This is a genomic window from Paenibacillus odorifer, assembly GCF_000758725.1.
GTDB classification, from domain to species: domain Bacteria; phylum Bacillota; class Bacilli; order Paenibacillales; family Paenibacillaceae; genus Paenibacillus_AQ; species Paenibacillus_AQ odorifer.
Genome location: NZ_CP009428.1, coordinates 1,076,986 through 1,101,138 on the forward strand (window position 1 = coordinate 1,076,986; position 24,153 = coordinate 1,101,138).

18 protein-coding genes and 1 riboswitch are annotated in these 24,153 nt (G+C 46.1%); of the genes, 16 read left to right on the plus strand and 2 right to left on the minus strand.

Features of this window, described 5'->3' with window-relative positions:
- Positions 1-18 precede the first annotated feature (18 nt).
- The 14 genes from PODO_RS04555 to PODO_RS04620 all read left to right on the plus strand — a co-directional run bounded on the left by PODO_RS04555 (position 19) and on the right by PODO_RS04620 (position 19,867).
- Positions 19-954 (plus strand): glycosyltransferase, encoded by a 936-nt coding sequence (locus tag PODO_RS04555; protein ID WP_036676610.1) that lies wholly within the window; start codon positions 19-21, stop codon positions 952-954.
- 9 nt (positions 955-963) lie between these two features.
- Positions 964-2,310: an O-antigen ligase family protein gene (locus tag PODO_RS04560; protein ID WP_038568896.1), complete on the plus strand. Its 1,347-nt coding sequence runs from the start codon at positions 964-966 to the stop codon at positions 2,308-2,310.
- Positions 2,307-3,080, plus strand: a complete 774-nt coding sequence (locus tag PODO_RS04565) for a WecB/TagA/CpsF family glycosyltransferase (RefSeq protein ID WP_036676606.1) — start codon at positions 2,307-2,309, stop codon at positions 3,078-3,080. The genes PODO_RS04560 and PODO_RS04565 overlap by 4 nt, the downstream gene beginning before the upstream one ends.
- On the plus strand, positions 3,077-4,555 hold the full coding sequence (locus tag PODO_RS04570; protein WP_038568898.1) for an O-antigen ligase family protein: 1,479 nt from the start codon (positions 3,077-3,079) through the stop codon (positions 4,553-4,555). The genes PODO_RS04565 and PODO_RS04570 overlap by 4 nt, the downstream gene beginning before the upstream one ends.
- On the plus strand, positions 4,521-5,906 hold the full coding sequence (locus tag PODO_RS04575; protein ID WP_036676601.1) for an oligosaccharide flippase family protein: 1,386 nt from the start codon (positions 4,521-4,523) through the stop codon (positions 5,904-5,906). Before PODO_RS04570 ends, PODO_RS04575 begins: the two co-directional genes overlap by 35 nt.
- 26 nt (positions 5,907-5,932) lie before the next feature.
- On the plus strand, positions 5,933-6,790 hold the full coding sequence (locus tag PODO_RS04580; RefSeq protein WP_038568901.1) for a glycosyltransferase family 2 protein: 858 nt from the start codon (positions 5,933-5,935) through the stop codon (positions 6,788-6,790).
- Positions 6,777-7,964, plus strand: a complete 1,188-nt coding sequence (locus PODO_RS04585; RefSeq protein WP_036676596.1) for a glycosyltransferase family 4 protein — start codon at positions 6,777-6,779, stop codon at positions 7,962-7,964. Before PODO_RS04580 ends, PODO_RS04585 begins: the two co-directional genes overlap by 14 nt.
- Positions 7,964-9,103 carry a glycosyltransferase family 4 protein gene (locus PODO_RS04590; RefSeq protein ID WP_036676593.1) on the plus strand — a complete coding sequence of 380 codons (1,140 nt, stop codon included), beginning with the start codon at positions 7,964-7,966 and terminating at the stop codon, positions 9,101-9,103. The genes PODO_RS04585 and PODO_RS04590 overlap by 1 nt, the downstream gene beginning before the upstream one ends.
- 61 nt (positions 9,104-9,164) lie before the next feature.
- Positions 9,165-10,265 carry a glycosyltransferase gene (locus PODO_RS04595; RefSeq protein ID WP_036676592.1) on the plus strand — a complete coding sequence of 367 codons (1,101 nt, stop codon included), beginning with the start codon at positions 9,165-9,167 and terminating at the stop codon, positions 10,263-10,265.
- A gap of 4 nt (positions 10,266-10,269) precedes the next feature.
- Entirely contained in the window at positions 10,270-11,610 is a 1,341-nt protein-coding gene (locus tag PODO_RS04600) for a UDP-glucose dehydrogenase family protein (RefSeq protein WP_036676589.1), read from the plus strand.
- Positions 11,611-12,283: 673 nt separating this feature from the next.
- Positions 12,284-13,657: a sugar phosphate nucleotidyltransferase gene (locus PODO_RS04605; RefSeq protein WP_036676586.1), complete on the plus strand. Its 1,374-nt coding sequence runs from the start codon at positions 12,284-12,286 to the stop codon at positions 13,655-13,657.
- Positions 13,658-13,793: 136 nt separating this feature from the next.
- A riboswitch (cyclic di-GMP riboswitch) is annotated at positions 13,794-13,873 on the plus strand.
- 12 nt (positions 13,874-13,885) lie between these two features.
- Complete coding sequence (locus PODO_RS04610) at positions 13,886-15,436, plus strand: glycosyl hydrolase (protein WP_051490925.1); 1,551 nt, start codon at positions 13,886-13,888, stop codon at positions 15,434-15,436.
- A gap of 153 nt (positions 15,437-15,589) precedes the next feature.
- Positions 15,590-17,110 (plus strand): glycosyl hydrolase, encoded by a 1,521-nt coding sequence (locus tag PODO_RS04615; RefSeq protein ID WP_036676584.1) that lies wholly within the window; start codon positions 15,590-15,592, stop codon positions 17,108-17,110.
- A gap of 51 nt (positions 17,111-17,161) precedes the next feature.
- The gene (locus tag PODO_RS04620; protein WP_080742406.1) at positions 17,162-19,867 is read left to right on the plus strand and encodes a discoidin domain-containing protein; all 2,706 of its coding nucleotides are present in this window, start codon (positions 17,162-17,164) and stop codon (positions 19,865-19,867) included.
- Between the two features lie 87 nt (positions 19,868-19,954).
- On the opposite strand, the gene PODO_RS04625 is transcribed toward PODO_RS04620, so the two are convergent.
- The gene (locus PODO_RS04625; protein WP_038568904.1) at positions 19,955-21,019 is read right to left on the minus strand and encodes a GNAT family N-acetyltransferase; all 1,065 of its coding nucleotides are present in this window, start codon (positions 21,017-21,019) and stop codon (positions 19,955-19,957) included.
- 194 nt (positions 21,020-21,213) lie between these two features.
- On the opposite strand from PODO_RS04625, the gene PODO_RS04630 reads away from it, so the two are divergent.
- Together PODO_RS04630 and PODO_RS04635 are read left to right on the plus strand one after the other, a co-directional pair.
- Entirely contained in the window at positions 21,214-22,692 is a 1,479-nt protein-coding gene (locus tag PODO_RS04630) for a potassium/proton antiporter (protein WP_038568906.1), read from the plus strand.
- A 187-nt stretch (positions 22,693-22,879) separates the two neighbouring features.
- Positions 22,880-23,335: a Dps family protein gene (locus tag PODO_RS04635; RefSeq protein WP_036676579.1), complete on the plus strand. Its 456-nt coding sequence runs from the start codon at positions 22,880-22,882 to the stop codon at positions 23,333-23,335.
- Between the two features lie 94 nt (positions 23,336-23,429).
- Here the strand turns inward: PODO_RS04635 and PODO_RS04640 are convergent, their stop codons facing one another.
- Positions 23,430-24,134: an AIM24 family protein gene (locus PODO_RS04640; protein WP_036676578.1), complete on the minus strand. Its 705-nt coding sequence runs from the start codon at positions 24,132-24,134 to the stop codon at positions 23,430-23,432.
- Positions 24,135-24,153 lie beyond the last annotated feature (19 nt).

Consider the following 24,153-nt stretch of genomic DNA (forward strand, 5'->3'; position numbering starts at 1 on the left):
GAAATTAGGTGAATGCCGATGCGTGAATACGGAGACGTTCCTAAGCTTTCCATTATCATCTGTACCTACAACAGAGCACCTTTATTGATCAAGACGCTTCAGTCACTTTTAAAGCTGGATCACTTAGAGCAGGCGGAGATCATTGTTGTGGATAACTGTTCCAAGGATGATACTGAAGCTTGCGTCAAAAAGTTTATAGGAAAGCATGGAGCTGATGTGGATATCCGCTACATGATGGAGCCGATGCAGGGGCTTTCAGCGGCTAGAAATACAGGAATTCTGGCTTCCAAATCGCCGCTGATTGCCTTTCTCGATGATGATGCGATACCTTGCCAGCGTTGGATAACAACGATTGTCAGTACTTTCGAGAGTAAACCGGAGGTCATGGCTATGGGAGGCAAAATCGCTCCGATATTTGAAAGTAAACGTCCGGACTGGTTGATTAAACCCTTTGAGCTTCCGTACACGATTGTTGATTTAGGTAGCCGGATTAAGGAATATCCCAAGCAACTTCATCCTTGTGGGGCCAATATGGCGATGCGGAAGCTCGTATTCGACATCAGTCTTTTTCCCCTGGATCTCGGAAGAAAGGGTGATTCTCTGCTCTCCGGTGAAGAGACCTGGTTATTCGGACAGATTCAAAAAGAAGGGCATTCCATCCTCTACCATCCGGAAATGGCGGTTGACCATTTCGTGCCGGCGGCCCGCTTGACGGAAGACTGGATTATGAGGCGCTATTATAGCCAAGGTATCTCTAACGCTATGAAAAGCGAAGGACTAAAAGGCAAGCTGCTTCTAGTGGGAAAGACAGCCGCTAAGCTCGTGTATATCCTGGCTGATTCTATCCTCTCAAGAAGCAAAGGAAGAAGGCTTTTGAACAAATGCAGGCTGGAGAGTATTCGTGGAACGCTTCATATGATTCTCAATCGGGAGAGGCATTCCGCAGCGGGGTGAGGGATTAACATGACAAATTTTGAGTGGGGCTCCAAATTAAATGTTTTGCCATACGGGATGCTCTATCTCATGTCGGCCCTGTTCTTTGGAACGGCGGTCATCTACCAGCCGATGATTGCGATAGCTGCCGTGCTTCTGATTATTTTGCTGGGAATCTCGATTTCACGGCCTGTACTGATCAGTTATTTCGTTCTAATCACAACGGCAATATCGATTAACTTTTTATATGATGGCAGCATGTTCGGAATGGAGATACTGTCCCTTTATAAATTAGTTATCGTGATGCTGCTTGTTCCTTGTATTCTGGTCAATGGCTTGCGGTTTCGTCTGAGTCACCCCTTGTGGGCAATGGTGGCGCTGCTGGTGATTACCTTTGGATCTTCGATCTGGCTGCCGGAAATGACCTCATCCATTGCAGTTAAAGCTTTTATCGGTCTATCCATTCCATTCGTATTTTTATTAATTAACTGGAAAAAGAATGTAGCCGAGCTGCAAATCAAAATTATCTGTATGCTTCCTCTTGTTAGTGTAGTGGTTGGTTTGTTGCTGCAGCTTGCGCATGTTCATAATTTTCTCAACATCGAGTATACAGGCGCTGTACGGATTCAGGGGGCTAATATTCCTGCGCATCTAGCGATGCTGGCCTTTATGGGAGTAGCGATTCCATTTATTGAGGTGAAGCGGAATCCGCAGCAAGCACGCTTTTTCTATATCATGCTAGTTCTGAATTTCTTTATCTTGATTGGAACAGGAACAAGAGGGCCTATCTTGGCACTTGGACTTACCGTTCTCTACTACTTCTATGATATTCTTCGCCAATATTTGAAGGGCAGAACCTATCTGCTAATTCCGTTGATGGGTGCATTTTTCCTGATTATGGTCGCTGTTTTCTGGCAGCTTGATAATTTTGAGAAACGTTCCTTTGAGAGACAGACAGATACGGCTGTTGATTTATCAGGAAGGTCGGAGGCATGGGAGTATTTCTTAAATAAGGCTGCGGACTCTCCTTGGTCTGGTAGAGGGCTTGGAGCAGTGACGGTAGCAAATGATGGAACGTTGTATAAGGGTTTTGTAGTTCCGCACAACGAGTATATCCGCTTTTACTTCGATGGGGGATATATTGGCGCTATTCTGTTGATGTTCTCTTTATTGGCTGTATTTATTCTGGTGTACAGAGCATTGGCTCCGCCGATCAAACCTTATTATCTATTATTTATTGCAGCGTTTTTAATCTACTCATTCTCCGATAACACGCTGTCGACGGTCCAATTTATTATTCCGTTCTGTTGGTACCTGAACTGCCTGTATCGATCTTCACAGCCAACCGATTCCCCACAAAAAGAAGTGATACGATGAGTCAAGTGAATATGTTCGATGTCAATTTTGATAACTATGATTTCATGGATTTGCTTGATTACATTGATAAAACCATTCAGGAGAGGAATCAGTCTTATATTCTCACTTGTAATGTAGATCATGTGATCAAGCTTCGTAAGGATAAAGAATTTCAAACGGTATATTCGAAGGCAGGCGCAGTTGTTGCTGACGGAATGCCACTGATCTGGGCATCTAAAATGCTAGGTAAGCCGCTTAAGCAGAAGGTATCCGGCGCGGATCTATTTAATCGATTGGGCAACGCCTTTGAGCAAAGGAAGTACCGGCTGTTCTTCTTAGGCTCAGCTGAAGGCGTGGCGGAACGGGCAGCAATGAATTTGAAAACAGCGCATCCCGGAATAAATGTGGTTGGCTGTTATTCTCCATCCTATGGATTCGAGCACAATGAGGAGGAGAACGAACGCATTATAGAAATGCTGACAGAGTGCCAGCCAGATATCGTGTTTGTTGGTGTAGGAGCGCCTAAGCAGGAAAAGTGGATTTATCGCCACTATACCTCTTATCAAGCTCCGATATCGATCGGAGTGGGAGCGACCTTTGATTTTCTGTCAGGCTCAGTGAAACGAGCACCTAGCTTCATGCAAAAAACAGGGTTCGAATGGTTCTGGCGGCTTAGCCAGGAGCCCGGCCGGCTCTGGAAAAGATATCTTGTGGACGATGCACAATTTCTACTTTTATTACTTAAGGAACTGCGTAAGCGGGATAAGGTGAAGGAAGGAGGCTTGGAATGAGTGTATTTACGCCCCCATCACTTAGGTTCATCAAGACAGCTGGATTAATAGGGGGGACTGCTGCTGTAGGTGTCTCTCTTCCGCTGATCATTGGCTTCTCCAGTGCGATGCTGAGTTCATCGAACAGTCTGCAGGGAGCCATTCTCTCAGCCATCCTATTCCCGGCTTTCTTGTTAGCCATACTTAGACCGAAAATGCTGGTTGCTTATACCTTGCTAATCTGGGCCGTAGCTCCAGAGCTGCGCCGCATTGCTGACTGGTCAGAAGGAGTTTATCACTCTGTATCCTTGCTGAGCTTAGCTCCCTTGTTAACCGGTGTGACCTTGATCATTCCGCTGCTGAAGGAGATTCATAATATTCAAAAAGCCTCCACGCGGATCATGTTAATGTTCGCAGTTGCGCTGGGTTATGGTGCTTTAATCGGTTTGGCTAAGAATGGCATGGGCTCAGTTTATGACTTAGCGAATTATATTGTGCCACTGCTGTTATTGCCGTACTTTGCCGTCACGAAGTTCAAGCCGAAGGATATCGATCGATTGCTTACTGCTTTTGCCAATATTGCAGTCCTAGTTGCCATTTACGGGATTGTTCAGTATTTGACAGTGCCACCTTGGGATGTGTTCTGGATGAAACATGCGGACATGATGTCCATCGGAAATCCATATCCATTGGAAATCCGAGTGTTCTCTACGTTGAATTCGCCCGGACCGGCAGCAACATTCTTAGCGTTTGCTTTAGTTCCGATGATACTGGAGAAAAAATGGCGGGGAACATTGCGCTGGATCGGCGTTCTGCTAGTTGTAATCTGCCTGCTGACTACTTTAGTACGTGCGGCATGGCTGATACTTCTGGTGATGCTGCTCATGTACGTTGGAACCTCTCCTTCTAAGGGAAAGTGGAAAACCTTGATCCAATTAGTTTTTGTGGCTGCTGCGTTGTTCTGGGTTGTGCCGAAATTGCCTGGCGCCGAAGGACTGGTTGCTCGGGTAGAGACACTATCTTCTGTTCAGGAAGATCACTCTTATAATGAACGGCTAAGCTTATGGCAAAACATGCTGCCGATGGTCGCTGCCAATCCAGTAGGTCAGGGAATTGGTAGTGTAGGCCAAGGGACTAAGCTTGGTAATGACGGCGAGCTTGGAGAGTACGGAATTATGGATAACGGAGTTATCGCTTTACTGCTTACCTTTGGTGTTCTGGGTGCTGTTTTCTTCTTCGGAGCTTTAGGCGCAGTTGTCAAACAGATATTCGCTAGAGTAATCAGCAGGGACCAATTGCAGCCCTACGCCCGACTTGCGTTAGCTACTTGGACCGGTGCGATTGTCAGTCTAGTTTCAGATAATGGGTTTCCCGGACTCAAGGGATACTTAATCTGGATGCTGATCGGTCTTGGCCTCAGCGCAAGGGAGATTACTCAAAGTAGAAGGAAGGGAACACCGTATGCAGCAGTTGAATGCAAAATCTCTCCCCGCTAGAACAATCTGGTCATCTTTTAGACTGTTCGCCAAGAGCAAGGACAACAGCTCGGCAGCCGTAAAAACTATGTTTGTCAGTGTCATGATCCTATTGATTAACATGTTAACTGGTGTACTGACCGCCCGTTATCTTGGACCGACAGGTCGTGGGGAACAGACGGCGATGATTAACTGGTCACAGTTTCTGGCGTTTAGCATGAGCTTTGGCATTCCTTCAGCTCTCATCTATAACGCTAAGAAAAACCCGGAGGATGCCGGAGTGCTTTATCGTATGGCGTTGCTGCTTGGTACCATTTTTGGGGTCATAGCGATGATTATAGGTATCGTGGTCTTGCCTTATTGGCTGAAGTCATTCAGTCCGGAGGTCGTGACCTTTGCTCAGTGGTCTATGATTCTGTGTCCGATTATAGCGATCTCTCAAATTAACAATGCAGCTTTTCAATTCAGAGGAGAATACAAGAGATTTAACTGGATTCGCTATCTAGTGCCATTGCTTACACTGACGATGATCGGGATATTGATCGCGCTGGATCAGATGAATCCTTTTACAACTGCAGTTGCCTATCTCCTTCCGGGGGCGCCGCTGTTTATCGGAATGACGATTTCCTTGCTTCGCACCTATAAGGTGAAGATGAGAGGGGCCTATCAGAATTTAAAAAGATTGTTCACTTACGGGCTGGGTTCCTACGGCAATGACTTGCTTGGCAATTTCTCTACCTATATCGATCAGATTGTAATTGCCGGTTTGTTAAGACCTGCTGATTTGGGGCTGTATGTAGTGGCTGTGAGTCTATCGCGGATGGTTAATTTTTTCTCAAGTTCGATTACGATCGTCTTGTTTCCTAAGGCTTCTGAGCTGTCAAAAGAACAGGCAGTTGAGTTAACATTCAAAGCCTTTCGAATAAGTACGACCTTCACCATGCTTGGCGGAGTAGTTCTGATGCTCTTAGCCCCTTTAGTAATTCCGTTGATGTACGGCAAAGACTTCAATGCGGCATTAACCGTGTTTCGTTTGTTGCTCCTTGAAGTGACTATTAGCGGGGGGACGATCATTCTGGCGCAGGCCTTTATGGCGCTAGGCAAGCCGAAAATTGTTTCGATGCTTCAAGGTTTTGGCTTACTCTTGGTTATCCCAATGTTGTTCCTGCTCATCCCTAAATTTGGCTTACTCGGAGCAGGGATAGCGATGTTGTCATCAGCAATCCTGCGATTTTTCTTCATTGTTCTCAATATAAAGTACACCTTAAAAGTTAAACTTCCGCGGCTGCTTATTACCCGCGAGGACATTCAGTGGATGAAGACGACGATGAATTCTTACATTCGCAAGAAACCTATGGATATGAATGGATAATGCGAAAGATAAAGGAGGAAACCTTCATGGATTCAGTAAAAAGCGTGGTAGGCGGCCAAGGCAATTATCCAATATCGGCTGTCATCATCGCTCAGGATGACGAAGTTCGAATATCTAAGGCCATACAATCCTGCAGGTTATTCGCCGACGAGGTGGTTGTGATTGACGGAGGCAGCAAAGACGGTACAGTACAGCTTTCTGAAAGCTTGAATTGTCGAGTATACGTCAACCCTTGGCCCGGATATGCGAAACAGAGGGAGTTCGGAGTAGAACGCGCGGTTCATGATTGGGTCTTCCTTATTGATACTGACGAAGTGGTCAGCGACGAGTTGGCCGCAAGTATTCTTGAACTGAAACCGGGGCTTATGGATCAATCGGTTGCCTATTCTATCTACCGGATCGGTGATTTTATGGGCAGATGGCTGGATCGTGGCGAATATCTAGTGCGCCTATACAACCGCAAAGCATATGGAATTCGAAATAGCTTGGTGCACGAGATGCCCGAGGTCTCAGAAGAGCGAACCATACGTTTGACAGGAACCCTCTGGCATTATGGTTACCGCAGTATTAACGATCATGTGGCACGTTTCAATAAGTATACTGACTTGGAAGCTGAAAGTGCGTATGCCAAGGGCAAACGATTTCGGGTCAGTCATCTGCTGTTAAGACCACCAGCTCGTTTCCTGCAAAAGTATTTCTTACATGGGTTGTTCAAGAAGGGAATGTCAGGCTTCGGTGTATCCGTATTCTGGGTCATGTATGAATTCATGGTCGGCTTCAAGCATTACGAATTAATTAGATCGGGAAAGCTGACTCAGCACAATGCGAAGACGAGTCAGACCGAGAAGGAGAATAAAGGAGAGAGAAGCTATGCCGTACAGTGACGGATTGAACATTATGACGACAGGCCTTAGCTGGCCGTCGCTACAGCCGGGTGGGCTTAACACGTATTTCAAATCCGTTTGCGAGCAACTCTCCTCACGTAATCGGGTGCATGCGCTGATTTGCAGTCAAGAGACGCCTGCTACCCCTGAGGAATTGATTATTCACAATGCCGGAGATCCAAAAGATGGGATCTGGAAACGTAAGGATGCTTTCCAGCGTAAGGCGGCCGATCTGATGGGAGAGGGCAGTGGCCGTATAGATATTTTATACACTCACTTTGCTCCTTATGGTATTGGTCCAGCCTTGGAAGCAAAGAAACGTGGGATTCCTGTAGTGATGACTTTTCATGGCCCATGGAATGAAGAAATGAAAATCGAAGGTCAAGGCATTAAGCACCGGGTCAAAACAACCATCGCCAAATCCATTGAACATAGAGCCTATAAGCTAGCGGATAAGTTCATCGTGCTTAGTGAGACGTTCCGCGATATTCTCCATAAGCTGCACGGAGTGCCACTACACAAAATTATTGTGATTCCAGGCGCAGCTAATGTGGAACGTTTTATCCCCGCTACGAATCGATTGGCGATTCGCCGGACCTTGAATTTACCTGAGGGAGCAACAACCGTGCTGACTGTCCGGCGTTTGGTCAATCGGATGGGACTACTCCAGCTGCTTGAAGCCTGGAAGCAAGTTGCGGAGCGATTCCCAAATGCAATTCTGCTGATTGGTGGTAAAGGGCCGTTGCGGGGGGAACTGGAAGAAAAGATCGCCGACTATGGCTTAAGCAACAAGGTAAGGCTGCTAGGCTACATTCCTGATCATGAACTAGCCTCTTATTATCAGGCAGCGGACATGTTCGTGGTTCCCTCACAGGCATTGGAGGGCTTTGGATTGATTACCGTTGAAGCCTTATCTTCAGGATTGCCAGTGATGGCTACACCGATTGGCGGCAATAAGGAGATTTTGCAAGGCTTCCGGCCGGAATTGCTATTTAAGAGTTCAAGTAGCGACCACATGGCCGAAGGCATGATCCATATGCTTAGCAATCGAAAGCTGCTTCCGAGCCGTGATGAATGTAGAGAGCATGTACTAGAGAGATATACTTGGGAGCATGTTACGGATCAAGTAGAATCCGTGTTCCTACAAGCCTTAGGAGAGGAGGTGACCACGTAATGCTTAGAGTGGCCTATATAGATCACACTGCTAAATGGAGTGGTGGAGAAGTTGCCCTGTTTAACATCCTTACCCATATTGGAGAACAGATCGATCCACTGGTAATTCTGGCTGAGGATGGTGCGCTGGCTGAACGGCTACGTGAAAAAGGGATGGATGTCCGTATTATTCCGCTGGATGAGAGCATCAGAAGTCGTGGTAGAAATGCAGTCAACTTGGGAGCACCTGCTGCAGCCTTCAAGCTGTTGGCTTATGGCCGCAAGCTTGCGCCGCTCTTAAAAGCGGAGAAGGTAGATTGCGTGCACACCAATTCCCTGAAATCTGCATTATACGGAGCCATCGCTGCAAAAATAGCAGGCGTTCCATTGATCTGGCATATCCGGGATCATATTGGAGCCCCTTATTTAAAGCCTATCGTTGCCAAAGGAATTCGTTTGCTGTCGCGACTGCTCCCAAATGGAGTCATCGCGAATTCACATTCTACGCTGAATGCTTTGGAGCTGCCGCGTTCCAAAAAAACGCTGGTCGTATACTCCGCTTTCGCTAAAGCGATTGGTAATGGGATCGGCATGCGGGACCAGAAGGATTTTAACGTACTGCTAGTTGGTCGATTGGCGCATTGGAAAGGTCAGCATATTGTGCTGGAAGCCGCAAAAAGCTTTAAGAACGAACCTCGTGTGAAGTTCTGGCTGGCCGGAGACGCTCTGTTTGGAGAAGAGGCTTATAAGCAGGAATTGTTGCAAAAGATAAAAAACGACGAGCTTACTAATGTAAGCATGCTAGGGCATGTGGATGATATTCAAGGCCTTATGAATACTGCTGATTTACTGATTCACACTTCGGTAACTCCTGAGCCTTTTGGCCAAGTTATCGTTGAAGGAATGGCAGCGGGATTACCGGTGATCGCCTCCAATGAGGGCGGGCCGGTAGAAATTGTAGTTCAAGGTGAGACAGGATTACTGATAGAGCCTGGTGACGCGGCTATACTGGCAGACTCCATTAAATGGATGCTGGATCACCCAGAGGAAAGACGGCGGATGGCGGACAATGGGATGAAACGAGTGAAAGAGCATTTTGTTATCGAGAATACGGTCAAGGACATCGTTGACTACTATAAAGGTTTGTTGGCGGGCACCTGACAGATGATATGACGCGGTAATTCTGAAGATGATGCTCCATAAAACTTTGAGGATGATTCACATGAAAATTGCGATAGCGCACGATTACTTAATCCAAATGGGCGGCGCGGAAAGAGTGGTGGAAGTCTTTCATCACATGTATCCCGAGGCTCCAATCTACACAACGGTTTTTAACGGAAGCCGCCTTACTGACAATCTCAAAGATGCGGATATCCGTGCCTCCTGGCTGCAAAAGATTCCGGGAGTAAAGACCAATTTTAAAGGGGTGCTGCCACTTTATCCAATGGCCATCCGTGATTTGGACTTTCGCGGTTTCGATATCGTCCTGAGTTCCAGCAGTGCTTTTATGAAAAGTATTCAGGTTCCTAAACATACGTTTCATCTTTGTTACTGCCATACGCCTATGCGCTTCGCATGGGACTATGACACCTATATGGAACGTCAGTCGAATTCCGGGCTGTTCAAGAAAATGCTTAAGGTATACATGCAGCAGCTTAAAACGTGGGACCAACGGACTTCTAAAAATGTGAATCAGTTCGTAGCCAATTCTTCAGTAGTGAAGACGAGGATTCAGAATTATTATCACCGGGATGCAGATGTCATATTTCCACCGATTAATACAGCCCGGTTTACAAGCTCTTCTACCATTGGCGACTATTATTTAATTGTCTCCCGGCTTGTTTCCTACAAGCGGATTGATCTGGCGGTAGAGGCTTTCAATCGTAACGGTCTTAAGCTTTATATCGTAGGGGATGGACCGGATCGCAAGCGCCTCGAAGGCATGGCTAAGGATAATGTATCGTTTCTGGGCCGGCTAGAAGATGAGCAAGTGACTGGAATGATGGCACAGTGTCGAGCATTTATTTTTCCAGGAGAAGAGGACTTTGGAATTACACCGCTGGAAGCGAACGCTGCAGGAAGACCGGTAATTGCTTATCAAGCAGGTGGCGCACTAGATACTATTATTCCTTATGTAAATGGTGTGTTCTTTCAGCATCAAGAAGTGGAGGATCTACTTAAGGCTATTTATGAGGTAGAGTCCTACGCTTGGGATATCGATCAAATTATGGAGCATGCACGTAAATTCGATGAGCAGGCGTTTATGGTTAAGTTCAAGCAGTATGTTGAGCAGGCGTACGTCAATTTTCTAAAAGGAGGATGATTATATGAAGCTGACAGTAATCGGTACTGGGTATGTGGGTCTTGTATCTGGCGTGTGCTTTGCACTGGGCGGACATCATGTCATCTGTGTGGATAAGGACGAGGAAAAGATTAAGAAGCTGAAACAGAAGGAATCGCCCATCTATGAGCCGGGAATCGAGGAACTGATTGAACTGAATCTTCGTGAGGAACGGTTATCTTTTTCTGCGGATCTTCAGGATTCGGTGCGCCGTTCAGATATTATCATCCTTGCTGTAGGTACGCCATCACTGCCTAATGGTGAAGCAGACTTAACCTATATTGAGGGTGCAGCCGCTGAAATCGCTAAAGCGATGGAAGGGCACAAAATTATAATGACTAAATCTACAGTTCCAGTAGGGACAAATGAGAAAATCTCCAAAATGATCTCTAGCCATACCCATCATCCTTTTGATATCGTGTCTGCACCTGAGTTTTTACGTGAAGGCTCAGCGATTCGCGATACCCTCCATCCCGACAGAATTGTCATTGGTCTTGATAATCCAGAGCTGGAACCAACTATGCGCGAGCTTCATAAGGGTTTCACAGAAAATGTATTTGTAACAGATATACGCAGTGCTGAAATGATCAAATATGCTTCGAATGCATTTTTGGCCACGAAGATTTCCTTTATTAATGAGATCGCCAATATTTGTGAAAAAGTGGGAGCTGATGTAACCGAGGTAGCACAAGGAATGGGTATGGACCAAAGAATCGGGTCATCCTTCCTGCAGGCTGGCATCGGTTATGGAGGCTCCTGTTTCCCGAAAGACACTAATGCGCTCATTCAAATTGCGGGCAACGTCGATTACGAATTCAAATTATTGAAATCTGTAGTCGAAGTGAATAAGGGACAACGCTTTATGATCATCTCCAAGCTGCATGAATCACTTGGCAGCCTGCGCGGTTCGACGATTGGGATATGGGGGCTTGCCTTTAAGCCTAATACTGATGATGTCCGCGAAGCTCCAGCCAGAGAGATTGTTGAGGCACTGGTGGCTGAGGGGGCAACAGTCAAACTATATGATCCAATCGCAGCTACAAATTTCAGGCAGCAATACGATCATCCGCAGCTTCGCTGGTGCCATCTGCCAGAGGAAGCGGCTGAGGGCAGCGATGCCGTCTGCCTCTTGACCGATTGGAGCCTGCTCAAGGAGATTGATCTGCATCAGCTGGCGAAAAGCATGCGTAATGGGGTATTGATCGATGGACGCAACGTGTATTCCAAGGAGCAAATCGAGGGTACCGGCCTCGTTTATCATTCTGTCGGCCGCCCGCAGATGGGCGGATTGAGCGGTTATTCTGCTAGTGTGGCTGGAGCGGTTTAATCTAAGTTATATTGATTGAACTTGTGATTTTTCTATTTAGGGATGAGCCGTGACTCCAGAGAATGTTTGGACTTCCAGCCGCTGTTGTCTGCAGATTTCCTGATTTTAACCGCTGATAGCGGTAGAAATCCGCAGACAAAGGCGGATGCTATTGCTCCTCCAGTTCCAAAATTCTCTTCCGCCACTTCGTTCCCTTATTTTAAGGTTCTAAGCAATTTATAAAGTTAGGTACTCTGATTATATACCGCAGTAGCAGTAGCATTTGTAGTTGTCATTGTCTCTGTCTCTGTGGTGGCAACTAGTCTTGCTCTTGTAGTTGCAGTTGTTCTTGCAGTTGCAGCTGCCTCCCCCGGAGCAGAAGCAAATCTTTAGAAAAACGTGCTCGCTTCCGGCTGGTACAGCCCGGTGCGCATGGATCATTGTTAAAAAGTAGTTGGTTAGGTTAAGAACGGAAAGGGAATTTGGAACTGTAGAAACGGAGTGTTCGCCCGAAAGATTTCCGTAGGAAAGCTAGCTTCGAAAGCATATGCTATCCTCGGATTTCTACCGCGAGAAGCGGTCCAATCAGGAAATCTGAGGATAACAGCGATCGGAAGTCCAAAATCCCTTGGAGTGGATTCTACCTAACAAAGACATAGCTTTTAATACATTCCATTCAAGGAGGGTTCATTCTATGAAAATGGTACTTCTATCAGGCGGTTCAGGTAAACGGTTATGGCCGTTGTCTAACGACTCACGTTCAAAGCAATTTCTAAAGGTACTTGAAAGCCCTCAAGGTGAACCAGAATCCATGGTACAACGTGTCTGGAGACAGCTGGAGGAAGCAGGGATGGCAGAATCATCTTATCTAGCCACCGGCCGCGGCCAAGTAGAAATGATACAAAGCCAACTGGGAAGTCATGTGCCGATTATCGTTGAACCGGAGCGTCGGGATACTTTTCCGGCTATCGCCTTAACAGCTACCTATCTTTATTCAGTGGCAGGTGTTTCTCCAGCGGAGACGGTAGCAATATTGCCTGTTGACCCTTATGTAGAAGCATCCTTTTTCGATACCATAGCTATGCTTGAGGGGACCATGCTGGAAAGTGGAGCAAATCTGGCACTAATGGGTGTTGTTCCTGAACATGCCTCAGAGAAATACGGATATATTATTCCTACCACTGAAGAGGCGGGGGGGAATGGTTTTATGAAGGTGAGTCACTTTCAAGAGAAACCAGACCGCATACAAGCAGAACAGCTCATCGAGCAAAATGCATTGTGGAATTGCGGAGTGTTTGCCTTCCGTTTAGGGTACTTGTTAGATATTTTGCAGCGTAAAGGGTTGCCTTTAGGATATGAAGAATTGCAGAAGCAGTATAAGCTATTGTCTTCCATCAGCTTTGATTATGAAGTGGTGGAGAAAGAAGAACATATTGTGGTGCAGCCGTATGATGGATTCTGGAAGGATCTTGGAACGTGGAATACGCTGACAGAGGAAATGAGCAGCAAGCATGTAGGAAAAGGTTTTGTGACGGCGGATTCTGAGGGGACTTGCTTGATTAATGAGCTGGACATTCCGATTACGGTAATTGGTGCGAAGGATCTGATCATTGCGGCTAGCCCGGATGGAATTCTAGTTACCCATAAAGCTGAGAGCCCACGGATTAAAGAAGTGCTGAAGACCTTTGAACAGAGACCGATGTACGAGGAACGCCGCTGGGGCCATTACAAAGTTATTGATTATGTGAAATATGATGAAGGCAATGAAGTGCTGACCAAACGGATTTTTATATCCGAGGGGAATAATATCAGCTATCAATTACATCGCAAGCGTAGTGAAATTTGGACAATCGTCAGCGGCGAAGCAAGTATTGTGCTGAATGAGAAAAAACATAATGTGAAGGCTGGGGACGTGGTACGTATACCGGAAGGAACGAAACACGCGATCCTTGCTTTGACGGATGTTGAGTTTATAGAGGTACAGACGGGGTCTGAATTAGTAGAAGAAGATAACATTCGTATTACTTTAGACTGGAATGATATAGAACTACAACAATTCATTTCATAGGTCTAACCTATCTATTTAACCAATTCAAAATTTCTTGAAACAGGTAAATTGACTCAATTATCAAAAAAAGTCATAAAAACACTAAATATATCATTAATTGTCGTCGATACTTACGGTAAGAGAGATTATTTCTCTTAAATTGAAAAGGCAAACCTATCGAAAGGTAGGGACGCAAAGCTATAGGGCCTTCGAAAGAGTGGCAGCCTGGCTACCGAAAGGGAGAATATTTTGAAAGCTTACCGTACGTATCGATTGTTTGGTGCATTTCTGTCACTCGTCCTGTTTCTGACTGCACTTCCGCTTGCTGTTGGGATTTCGCCGTCTATTGTCATAGCTGCTTCAAATTCTGGAACGCCAGTTACCCCAGGTGCCTCACCTGAAGCCGTAAAGCTGCTTAACTATTTTTACTCGATCTCAGGAAAAGGCATTATTGCTGGTCAACATGACTATTTAGAAAGTCCAGATGAAATTAACAATATGCTGAAGGGAACCAGCGGACAATATGCGGCTCTTCACGGTTATGAAATGGGTGCGATCAGTGGTCAGTCCGAAGCAACGATGGCTTGGCAACGTCAAAATGTGGTGAACAGCGCCATCAACTGGAATAAAGCGGGCGGGATCGTAGCTATGACTTTTCATGCTAACCTGCCGGGCACCTCTTATGACTGGGATAATGTGAAAAAAACACTCAGCCAGAGTGAGTTCGATAGTTACGTTACACCGGGTACCAAGCAATATAATAATCTGATCGCTGAGCTTGATAAGGTGGCAGTCTCTTTAAAAAGCTTGCGCGATGCCAATGTTCCGGTGCTTTGGAGACCCTATCATGAAATGAACGGGAACTGGTTCTGGTGGGGGAAGAAAAATAACTTTTCTAAACTATGGAATATAATGTATGACCGTTTTGTTAACGTTCATAAATTAAATAATTTGTTATGGGTATGGAGTCCGAATGCTCCCAATGTTTGGTCAGATCCTTATGCGCTAACTTATCCAGGTGCTGATAAAGTAGATATTCTGGCAGCAGATATATACGAAAATGATTACCAGCAAAAATACTATGACAGCTTGTTGAGTCTAGCCGCAGGCAAACCGATTGCGATCGGGGAGAATGGTGAAATGCCTAATCTGGAGAAGCTTCAGCAATCGCAAAGTAAATGGACGTATATGATGAGCTGGGGAAAAATGCTTTACGAAAATAACAGTGCAGACACAATCAAAACATTTATGAATAGCAACTACACCCTGACCAGAGATAAATTAAATACTGGTCTGGCACCGACACCTAGCGCCGCACCAGCGCCGGCACCTTCCGAAGAAGAGGGGGAGGCAGCAATTCCTCTCGCGAAGGGGCTTGCAGGAGAGTATTACAACAACATGTTGTTGTCGGGAGCAGCAGCTCTTAATAGAACTGATGCAATAATCGATTTCAATTGGCGGCAAGGCTCGCCGGATGCCTCCCTCGGGATTGATCGTTTCTCCATACGTTGGAGCGGTAAAATTAAGCCGTTATATAATGAGCAATATACATTTTACACTACCTCAGATGATGGTATCCGTGTCTGGGTGAATGGGGAATCCGTGATTGATAGTTGGACTAAGCAAAGTGGTACTGAGCGTAAGGGCACTATAACGCTGAAGGCTGGTCGGCTATACGATATCAAGGTGGAGTATTACGAGAATGAAGGCGATGCGAGAGTCCGCTTGATGTGGGAAAGTGCTAGTCAAGCTAAAGAGACAGTTCCAGCAAGTGCACTTTTTCTTCCGGATGTCTCCTGATTGATGAAAATTAAAGGTCGATCCTTAGTGGCTCTGCATTATTGCAGAGCTACTAAGCTATAGTCCTCATTAGGTCAGAAGACGATTGTCCGATAACAGGTATGTTTATTTAGCACCTGTAGAGGCAGTACAGCTACCGAAAGGAGGATTTATTTGCGTAAATATTATAAGAAAAACAGATTGTTGTTTACTATGTTACCGGTGTTTATTATTTTTTCCTTGCTGCCTTGGGGAGAGGTTAAGAGTCTTCCGAAGGCTATGAGTGTTTCTTCCTCTTTACCTCCGGTTATACCCAGTAATCCATCGGCTTCTGAAGAGGCTAAGCAACTGCTGAGTAATTTGGTGAATCTACGTGGCAAAGGGATTTTGTCCGGCCAGCATGATTATCTAGAAAGCCCAGATGAACTGGTTCATAAGCTGAAGAATACTTCGGGACAAAATGCCGTTCTACATGGTTATGAATTAGGGGCGATTAATAATCAATCCGAAGGGACGATCGCAGAACAGCGGCAAGCAGTGATAGACAGTGCAATTGAATGGCATCACGAGGGTGGCATTGTAGCCATGACATTCCATCAGAGTTTGCCGGGAACATCTCCAGAATGGTCCAATGTAAACAGAAGTCTCAGTCAAGAGAAATTTAATGCTTATGTTACACCTGGGACAGCTCAGTATAAGAGGCTAATCTCAGATCTAGACGAGGTTGCTGGATATTTGGGACAATTGCGTGATGCCGGAGTTCCAGTCTTATGGCGACCTTACCATGAAATGAATGGCGGTTGGTTTTGGTGGGGGAAAAAGGACAATTTTTCAGAGCTTTGGAGTATTGTCTATGATCGTTTTGTAAACACACACAAGCTAAATAATCTACTGTGGGTATGGAATCCGAATGCGCCGAATGAATGGTCAGATCCTTATGCTGCATATTATCCCGGTGGGGATAAACTCGATGTTCTGGCTGCGGATATCTACAATAACGATTATAAGCAGTCCTACTATGAGGATCTGCTCGCATTGGCCGAGGGTAAACCTATCGGAATCGGGGAGAGCGGACAGCTGCCGAACCCGGATGTATTAACTGAGAAACAAAATAAATGGGTCTATATGATGACCTGGGGAAAATTACTGACAGAAAATAATACGCTACAGTCAATTAAAAGCTTTATGAAAGACTCGTTTATAGTATCGAGAGAGGACTATGTTCTCACAACAGGAGGTCCTTCGATAGCACCCGTAACTCCGGTAACCCTAACGGGTTTAACTGGAGAATACTATAACAATACTGATTTAGAGGGAGAAGCGGTACTTATCCGCGATGACCGTAAGATTGATTTTAATTGGCATGGTGCGTCACCTGCCTCAGGGATAAATGAAGATCACTTTTCTGTACGCTGGAAAGGGAAGCTCAAACCCAAATTCAGTGAGAAATATACAATTTCAGCATCCTCTGATGATGGAGTCCGTGTCTGGATTGACGGAAAGCTGATCATCGACAATTGGAAAAATCAAAGTGCAACCCTTCATAAAGGAAGTATCCCGCTCACAGCTGGAACGCTTTATGATATCCAAATTGAATATTATGAGAATGAAGGAGATGCCAATCTTCGTTTGCTATGGGAGAGTTCCAGCCAGAAGCAGCAGGTAATTCCACAAGGGGCATTGTTCCTTCCTTAATCTAATGAAATGATAGGGTAAGACATTCCGGAAGAAAGAGAGGACCTATGGATGGGAATAACGAGGAGAATATCTAATAGAAAAAATAAGATATCTGCAAACAAACCATTACTGTTATTACTAAAATTCGCCGCATTAACCGTCTTGTTTCTGTTGTCTGTCTCTGTCTTCGGAACGAATAGGACAAACGATTATAAGGTAGGTGCCAATATACCGAGACTATCTGCAGGAACTGATGCTGCAGCAGAAATACCGGATGGTACTGTGATCTGGAATCTGGGACAACATGATGGCTCAGCAGCTGAATTCGCTGCGAGTGGCACTTCTGGCAGCAAGAAGGACTTTAATGTTACTTCTTCGGTGCTCAAATCATCGGCTCTGCAGAGCTTGCCTGCAGGCTTGAATGGAAAGACCCAGCCGGAATTAACGATCACATATCAGCTAAATAAGATCCCGGAGAATGGGGTCTTATTTAGCGTAGGTATTCTGGATGCGTATAAATCCGTGCCGCAAATGAGTGTGTTCTCCAATCATCAATTGTCGGGGATCATTCAAATTGCGGGCGTTGCTGGCACAGAAAGTGAATATAGCTTTCAAAAGACCTATGAATTATATATTCCCAAGGAGCAATTGAAGATAGGAACGAACGAATTGAAGCTGCAAACGGTTCGCTGTTTATATTGCAGTGACAAAGAAGACGAATATTCCTGGTGGACTTGGGATAATCTCCGTTTAGAGTCTCTTAACGCTCCAATTTCTGAGCCTATCCATGGCAGCTACACATTGACCGGAACAGTAGTGAATAATAAGCAATTTTATTTCGATGAAGGTGCAGTTACGCACTTGCCTTATGTTATCAAATGGCTAGGTATGGCTTATAGCGGCAATGTGATGCGAACCAGCTGTGCCAGCGATGTTGGGCGGTCCTGCTCGGATATGATGGAATATTACAAGGTGTTGCAGGATTACAACATGCAGGCGGTTGCTCTGTATTTGCATACTGGTGATATTAAGCTTAAGGCAGACGGATCGTTGCCCGCTGATGCAGAGAAAAAGCTGACGGATTATTTTGAGCAATATAGCCCCTATTTTCAATATTATGAGGTAGATAATGAGCCAGGATTATTCAATCGTTCTAAGGCAGTTAACTTGGCGATTGCGGACTGGCTAAATAAAAAGGGCAAGCAAATCGCGCCCCATTTACAAACTGTTGCTCCGGGCTGGGCGTATTGGCCGAGTTACAGTGAGGATTCCTGCGGTAATCAGAAGGGAACTGGGAAGGAATGTGGAAATCCGGATGGCTGGGAACGTGATCCAGAGCAACGTATGGAGCTGGAGAAGGTTACGGATTTGACCAATGGACATTCCTACGGGGACTCTTATATTTTTAGTAATGGAGGAAGCTTTACTGAGAATTTGAAGACCTTCACTGGCGCAGAAAATGGACTCGGCAAAAAAATGCTGACCACTGAATTTGGTACCTCGGACAGTCATGTGGATGCCTATCAATACGGGGCAACGGAGCGGACAGCGGCTGTATTCGACCGGATCATGCGTGCACATATTGGTTATGCGGATATGTTTGTGCAGCATGCTGCTTTTTTTAAGGATTTCAGTTTATTCAAATACGGGTTTAATTTAGAAGAGCATGATCCGGCGACCACAGAGATTTATTATACAAAAGAAAATGAGGATTCACGTGTCAGCATCATGAGAAGGCTCAGTCTTGCCTATGCTACGCATGGAGCTCCATTAACTTATCAAGTTGCCAACAAAGATGTGTTAGCCGACAAGCTGGTATATGTTCGGGCCGTGGATACTTCTACATTGAAGCCTCTTGCGGGAAGCGGAGCGACCTCAAATAAGGTGCTGGTTAATTTCGTTAACTTTGAGTCTACTCCACAAACTGTGAGTGTAAATGTGACTATGCCGAAAAACGGGGTGTATGAAGGGGAACGTTTTGGAAACGGGGATACGTATGAAAAAGCAAGAAGCTATGTAACAGGTAAAAAGGCTACTCCCACGTTAACTTTTACGGAGACACTTGCTCCAGGAGAGGCTGTGCAGTATATTTTGCAGCCTTCCTCTGAAGTAAAGCCGTCGGCCCCTAAAGGATTCAAAGCCGCAGCAACAAAAGGTTTAGCTGTAAAATTAAATTGGTTGGAGGCACCGGGAGCAAGCTACGAGCTGCTTCGTGCTGAAGGTAGCGGGGGGGAAATGAAGGTGGTAGCCACCGGTGTGAAGCTTACAGAATACACGGATCATAATTTACGTGAAGGGACGTTATATACCTACGCGGTAAGGGTATCAGGTTCAAATCTACTTTCCGACAAAATTCAGATTACAGCCACCGGCCTGGTTCCTCTGGATCGGACAAAGTGGAAGGTAACCTCAAATGTGAATACGGTGGCATCAGCTCCAAGTCTGGCCATCGATGGGGATCGGCGCACGCGCTGGGATACGGGGAAACATCAGGTTTCTGGAGAGTATTTTCAGATTGATCTGGGTGAAGCACATGAAATTGAGAGAATAGATTTGGACAGCACGTTATCACCATTTGATTATCCAAGAGACTATGTAGTTTATATTTCTGACGATGCTCAAAACTGGAAAAAACTCACGTCTGGTAAAGGTACGAAAGAGCTTACTAAGATATCCGTTTCTAAAGTGAAGACGAGGTATGTAAAAATTGTACAGACCGGAGCCGGCGGGAATTATTGGTCTATTCAAGAGCTACAGGTGTACTCCAGAGAATAAGCAATCCTTTGAATTTATATAACTGTTAATAGAGCATACTAAATAACCTCAGCGGGATCATTCTCCCGCTGAGGTTATTTTTGTGCTTTAAATAAAATGGAGACCAGACATATAAGGTAATGGAATTGCCTCAGATTCCCCTGAGGAATCTGAGGTGCGAAGCGGGCTCGCTGGATCAAACAGCAGCGAGATCAGCTCCTTGTCGTCCACGGACGACAAGTCGAGGCTACGCTTGCGGCATACTTCCGTCTGCCGCAAAAGCGCTTCCCGGTCTGCGATGCAGACCGTCCCGCTGTTCGCGCCGGCGCTTAAGGAGGCGCCGGCGTCCCGCAGAAGCGCGAGCAGGCTGCGCTCCTGCCACGGCACAGGCACTTGCAGCGTGCCAACGCCGCTGCACAGAGCCGCCTTGGCCAGCAACGCCGCTACCGCTTGCGGCTGGCCGGCCCAATCCACCGCCGTCGCTGGGCTCGGCGCCGGTACATCCGCCGCGGGCACAGCCATCGCGGCGAACCCCTCGATGCTGCCGTCCCGCACGGCTACGAGTGTGCGCTGGGACAAGCCCAGCACACCCGCGTAAGCCTCGGCACCCAACAGCAGCGCTAGCTCACCCGGACTGTACATCTGTCCGGCTTCGCGTTCATTCAGCAGCCGGTTGACGGCGAAGAAGTCGCCCGGCTGCATTGGCCGCAGCGTCCATTCATCCCCTGCTGCGGCAGCAAGTGCGTGAGCCGAGCTTGCGTTCAGCTCGGCAAATTGCGTACCGCCGAACGGTACGCATCCCGCTCGGGTATACAGCGAGCGGTCACCCGAGACAAAGATAAGTGATGCGCCAGCATTCGCAGCATGGGTCTGGCATAGCTGTAGAAGCTGACCGGCTAGTCCCTGGCCGCGATAAGCAGGATCTGTGCAAACTGCACCGATGGAGAATACGTTCAGGAGAGCTTCTCCAGTGCGGATCGTGGAGGGCACTAATCCCATAAAAGCAGCGATGTTACCGTCCTCGGCAACGGCTGCATAAGAGTGAGTGTAACCAGGGCTGAAAATCAGCGGAAACAGCTCTTTCATAGAAGTGTCGCCGGCTTTGCGAAAGATGGAATGGGCTAGAAGCGCGGCTTGATCCAGCTCCGCAGGTTTAATTAATCTCAATTGCATTTACAGTCAGCCTCCTTATATGTAAATACGAGCAGGGTAGGAAGGAATTATTTTAAGTATAAGCCCCAGCGGATGAAATCTTCAATCCTGCTTATATTATTCAATGTCTCAAAAGGATGTGGATAAGGGTAATAACGTACATAAATAAGGAAGCTTATATTTTAAGCTAGAAGAGAAAGGGAAGTGAATAAACGGTGACCCAACTTGCAGATAATATCATATTATTGCTGGCAGCTCTCTTACTTGTAGGTGTGTTTTCCACCAAATTCTCCACTAAATTTGGAATGCCAGCGCTAGTGCTTTTCCTTGCTGCGGGGATGGTACTGAGTCAATTTATCTTTTTTAACAATGCTTCCTTAACACAAATGGCCGGGATTTTTGCGCTGGTTGTTATCCTGTTCGAAGGTGGGATGCAGACCAGTATTAAGGATATCAAGCCTATTATTCGGCCGGCATTATCCTTATCTACGGTAGGCGTATTGTTAACGACAGCTATCGTTGGGGTGTTCGCTAAGCTGATTCTTGAGGTGTCATGGGCGGAAAGTTTTCTGTTCGGAGCTATCGTGGGTTCGACTGATGCGGCTGCGGTCTTTTCGGTATTAGGCGGTAAGAATATTGACAAACGACTGACCTCGACACTCGAAGCGGAATCAGGCAGCAACGATCCTATGGCGGTGTTTTTGACAGTATCGCTGATCGAATGGATTCAGCATCCGGATATGGCGATATGGGGACTTGTGCTGTCCTTTATATGGGAGATGGCAGTTGGTTTGGTGATAGGGATTGTACTTGGCAAAATCGCAGTATATCTTATCAATCGAATTAACCTGGATTCCACGGGGCTTTACCCGGTATTGGCGATTGGATTTGCTGTCCTAACCTACGGGTTATCTGCACTCGTTCATAGCAGCGGCTTGCTGGCTGTCTATGTAATGGGTCTTACCCTTGGCAATTCTGAGCTAATGTATCATCGAACAATTATGAATTTTAGTCATGGCTTCGCTTGGATGATGCAAATATTTATGTTTATATTGCTGGGTCTACTGGTATTTCCACAGGAGCTGGCAGAGGTGGCTTGGCAAGGTATATTGCTGTCCGTCATTCTGATGGTTGTGGCAAGGCCCATTGGTGTGTTTATAAGCTTGCTCTTTTCCAAATTCTCTATTCGTGAAAAAACACTGATTTCCTGGGCAGGCCTGCGCGGAGCCGTTCCAATTGTACTGGCAACCTATCCGCTGCTAGCCAATCTTCCCCACGGACGACTGTTCTTCAATGTGGTGTTCTTCGTCGTGCTGACCTCAGCAATGATTCAAGGAACAAGCATTTCACCGCTGGCTTCCCGGTTGAAGCTGGTGGGACAAGAGGATTCAGCACAGCCATCACTGATGGAGCTGGTCGCCCTTGGCAAGACAGATTCCGAGTTCAACCACATAGGAATTGAACCTTACATGCCCATTGCCGGGCAGAAAATCTCCGATATTGGACTGCCAGATGATATCTTATTTACTGCTATTATCCGGAATAAAAGCATTGTCACCCCCCATGGCAGTACCGTCATTGAGCCAGGGGATACTGTATATGTCTTAAGTCCAAAGAGCAAACGCGATGAGATGAGGGCTTTTTTCCGGAGTCAGAAAGGGAAGACGGCGGAGGAAAATATATCTTTGATTTAAGTTTAGAAAGAGGCTGTTATCCAGAGTGTGACAGAGATAATAGGCGGTATAACAAAAGTTATGCTAGAATCGGCAACATGTAAATCTTCAAAGTGGTTGCAAAAAGCAAAAGGATGTGTTAAATTGTATATAGATTTAGAATGAGTCTAAATACAATATAATAAATTAACCATAGGAGGTTTTATTAATGAGTACACAACTAAAGAGCCAAACTGAACTGCACGCTGCTTTGAACCGCCAGACCGCGAACTGGTTCCTGCTTGGGGTAAAGCTTCATCATTATCACTGGTATGTTAGCGGATCCCAATTCTTCACGCTGCATGAGAAGTTTGAAGAACTCTACAATGAAGCTGCTGGTTATGCAGATGATTTGGCTGAGCGCCTGCTTGCTATTGGTGGACAGCCTGCCTCCTCTATGAAACAATATTTGGAGCTTTCCGATTTACAGGAAGCTCGTGGTGGCGAAGATGCCAAGGGTATGGTAATGGAGCTGGTTAGAGACTTTACGACTGTCTCTAAAGAACTGCAAGCTGCGATTGCTACTGCAGAAGAACTGGCTGATCAACCTACTGCGGATCTGCTGATTGGTATTAGAAGCAGCATTGAGAAACATGCATGGATGTTGAATGCTTTTATCGCCTAAGACAACAGTCTTATAAAGGATAGAACCACAAAGAGCGCCTGCGTATAGGATACGCATGGCGCTCTTTGTTTTGTTGTTTTACTGCTGAACACAACTATTTAATAAACACACCCCCGAAGGGGACTACCTCGCGTAGAAATCGTTTAACAATTCCATCATCGTTATTATCTCTTTCGAATCGGCGGTTCTGACGTCCTGCCTGAAACAGCACAGGCCCGTGACCTGTCATCTTCCAGTGATAGCTCATATGCTGGCTAGCCAAATGGTTGCCGTAAACGGTGAGCTCCAGCTTGGCATTCTCAGGGTAGGCAATAATGCTGCCTGCATCGACATAAAGGGGGTTGGTCGGATGCAGTACAGCTTCACAGACCGTACCCTCCGTCAGTATGCCAATCATGCCATTGCCCGAAAATTTCACCTTTACAATATCCCGTGTAACGAGCACATTTTTCATGCTTAGCACCCGGGTCTCCAGCGAAATACCTATACTGTAGAAGAAGAGATGCTTAAAGTCGTATAGCAGATCGCTTTTACCATCGAGCTGCAGGATTTTTATGCGATAGCCTGGCGGAAGGGCGGCAACGAAATGGCAAGGACCTGCCATATCGGAACGAATCAACTTTCGCTTGCGGTATATGCCCTTTACATCCATAAATCTGTCCGCTCGTCCTGAGGAAGGACCTTGATAAGCGATAATTTGTTGTGGATGGAGTACATGAACCTCTTCCTTCTCCTGAAGGGAGAAGGCTACGGCTTGTCCGCTTCCACTGTCGCTTTCATCTTGGATATCGATGTTCATAGTTCATCTCCCTCATGCT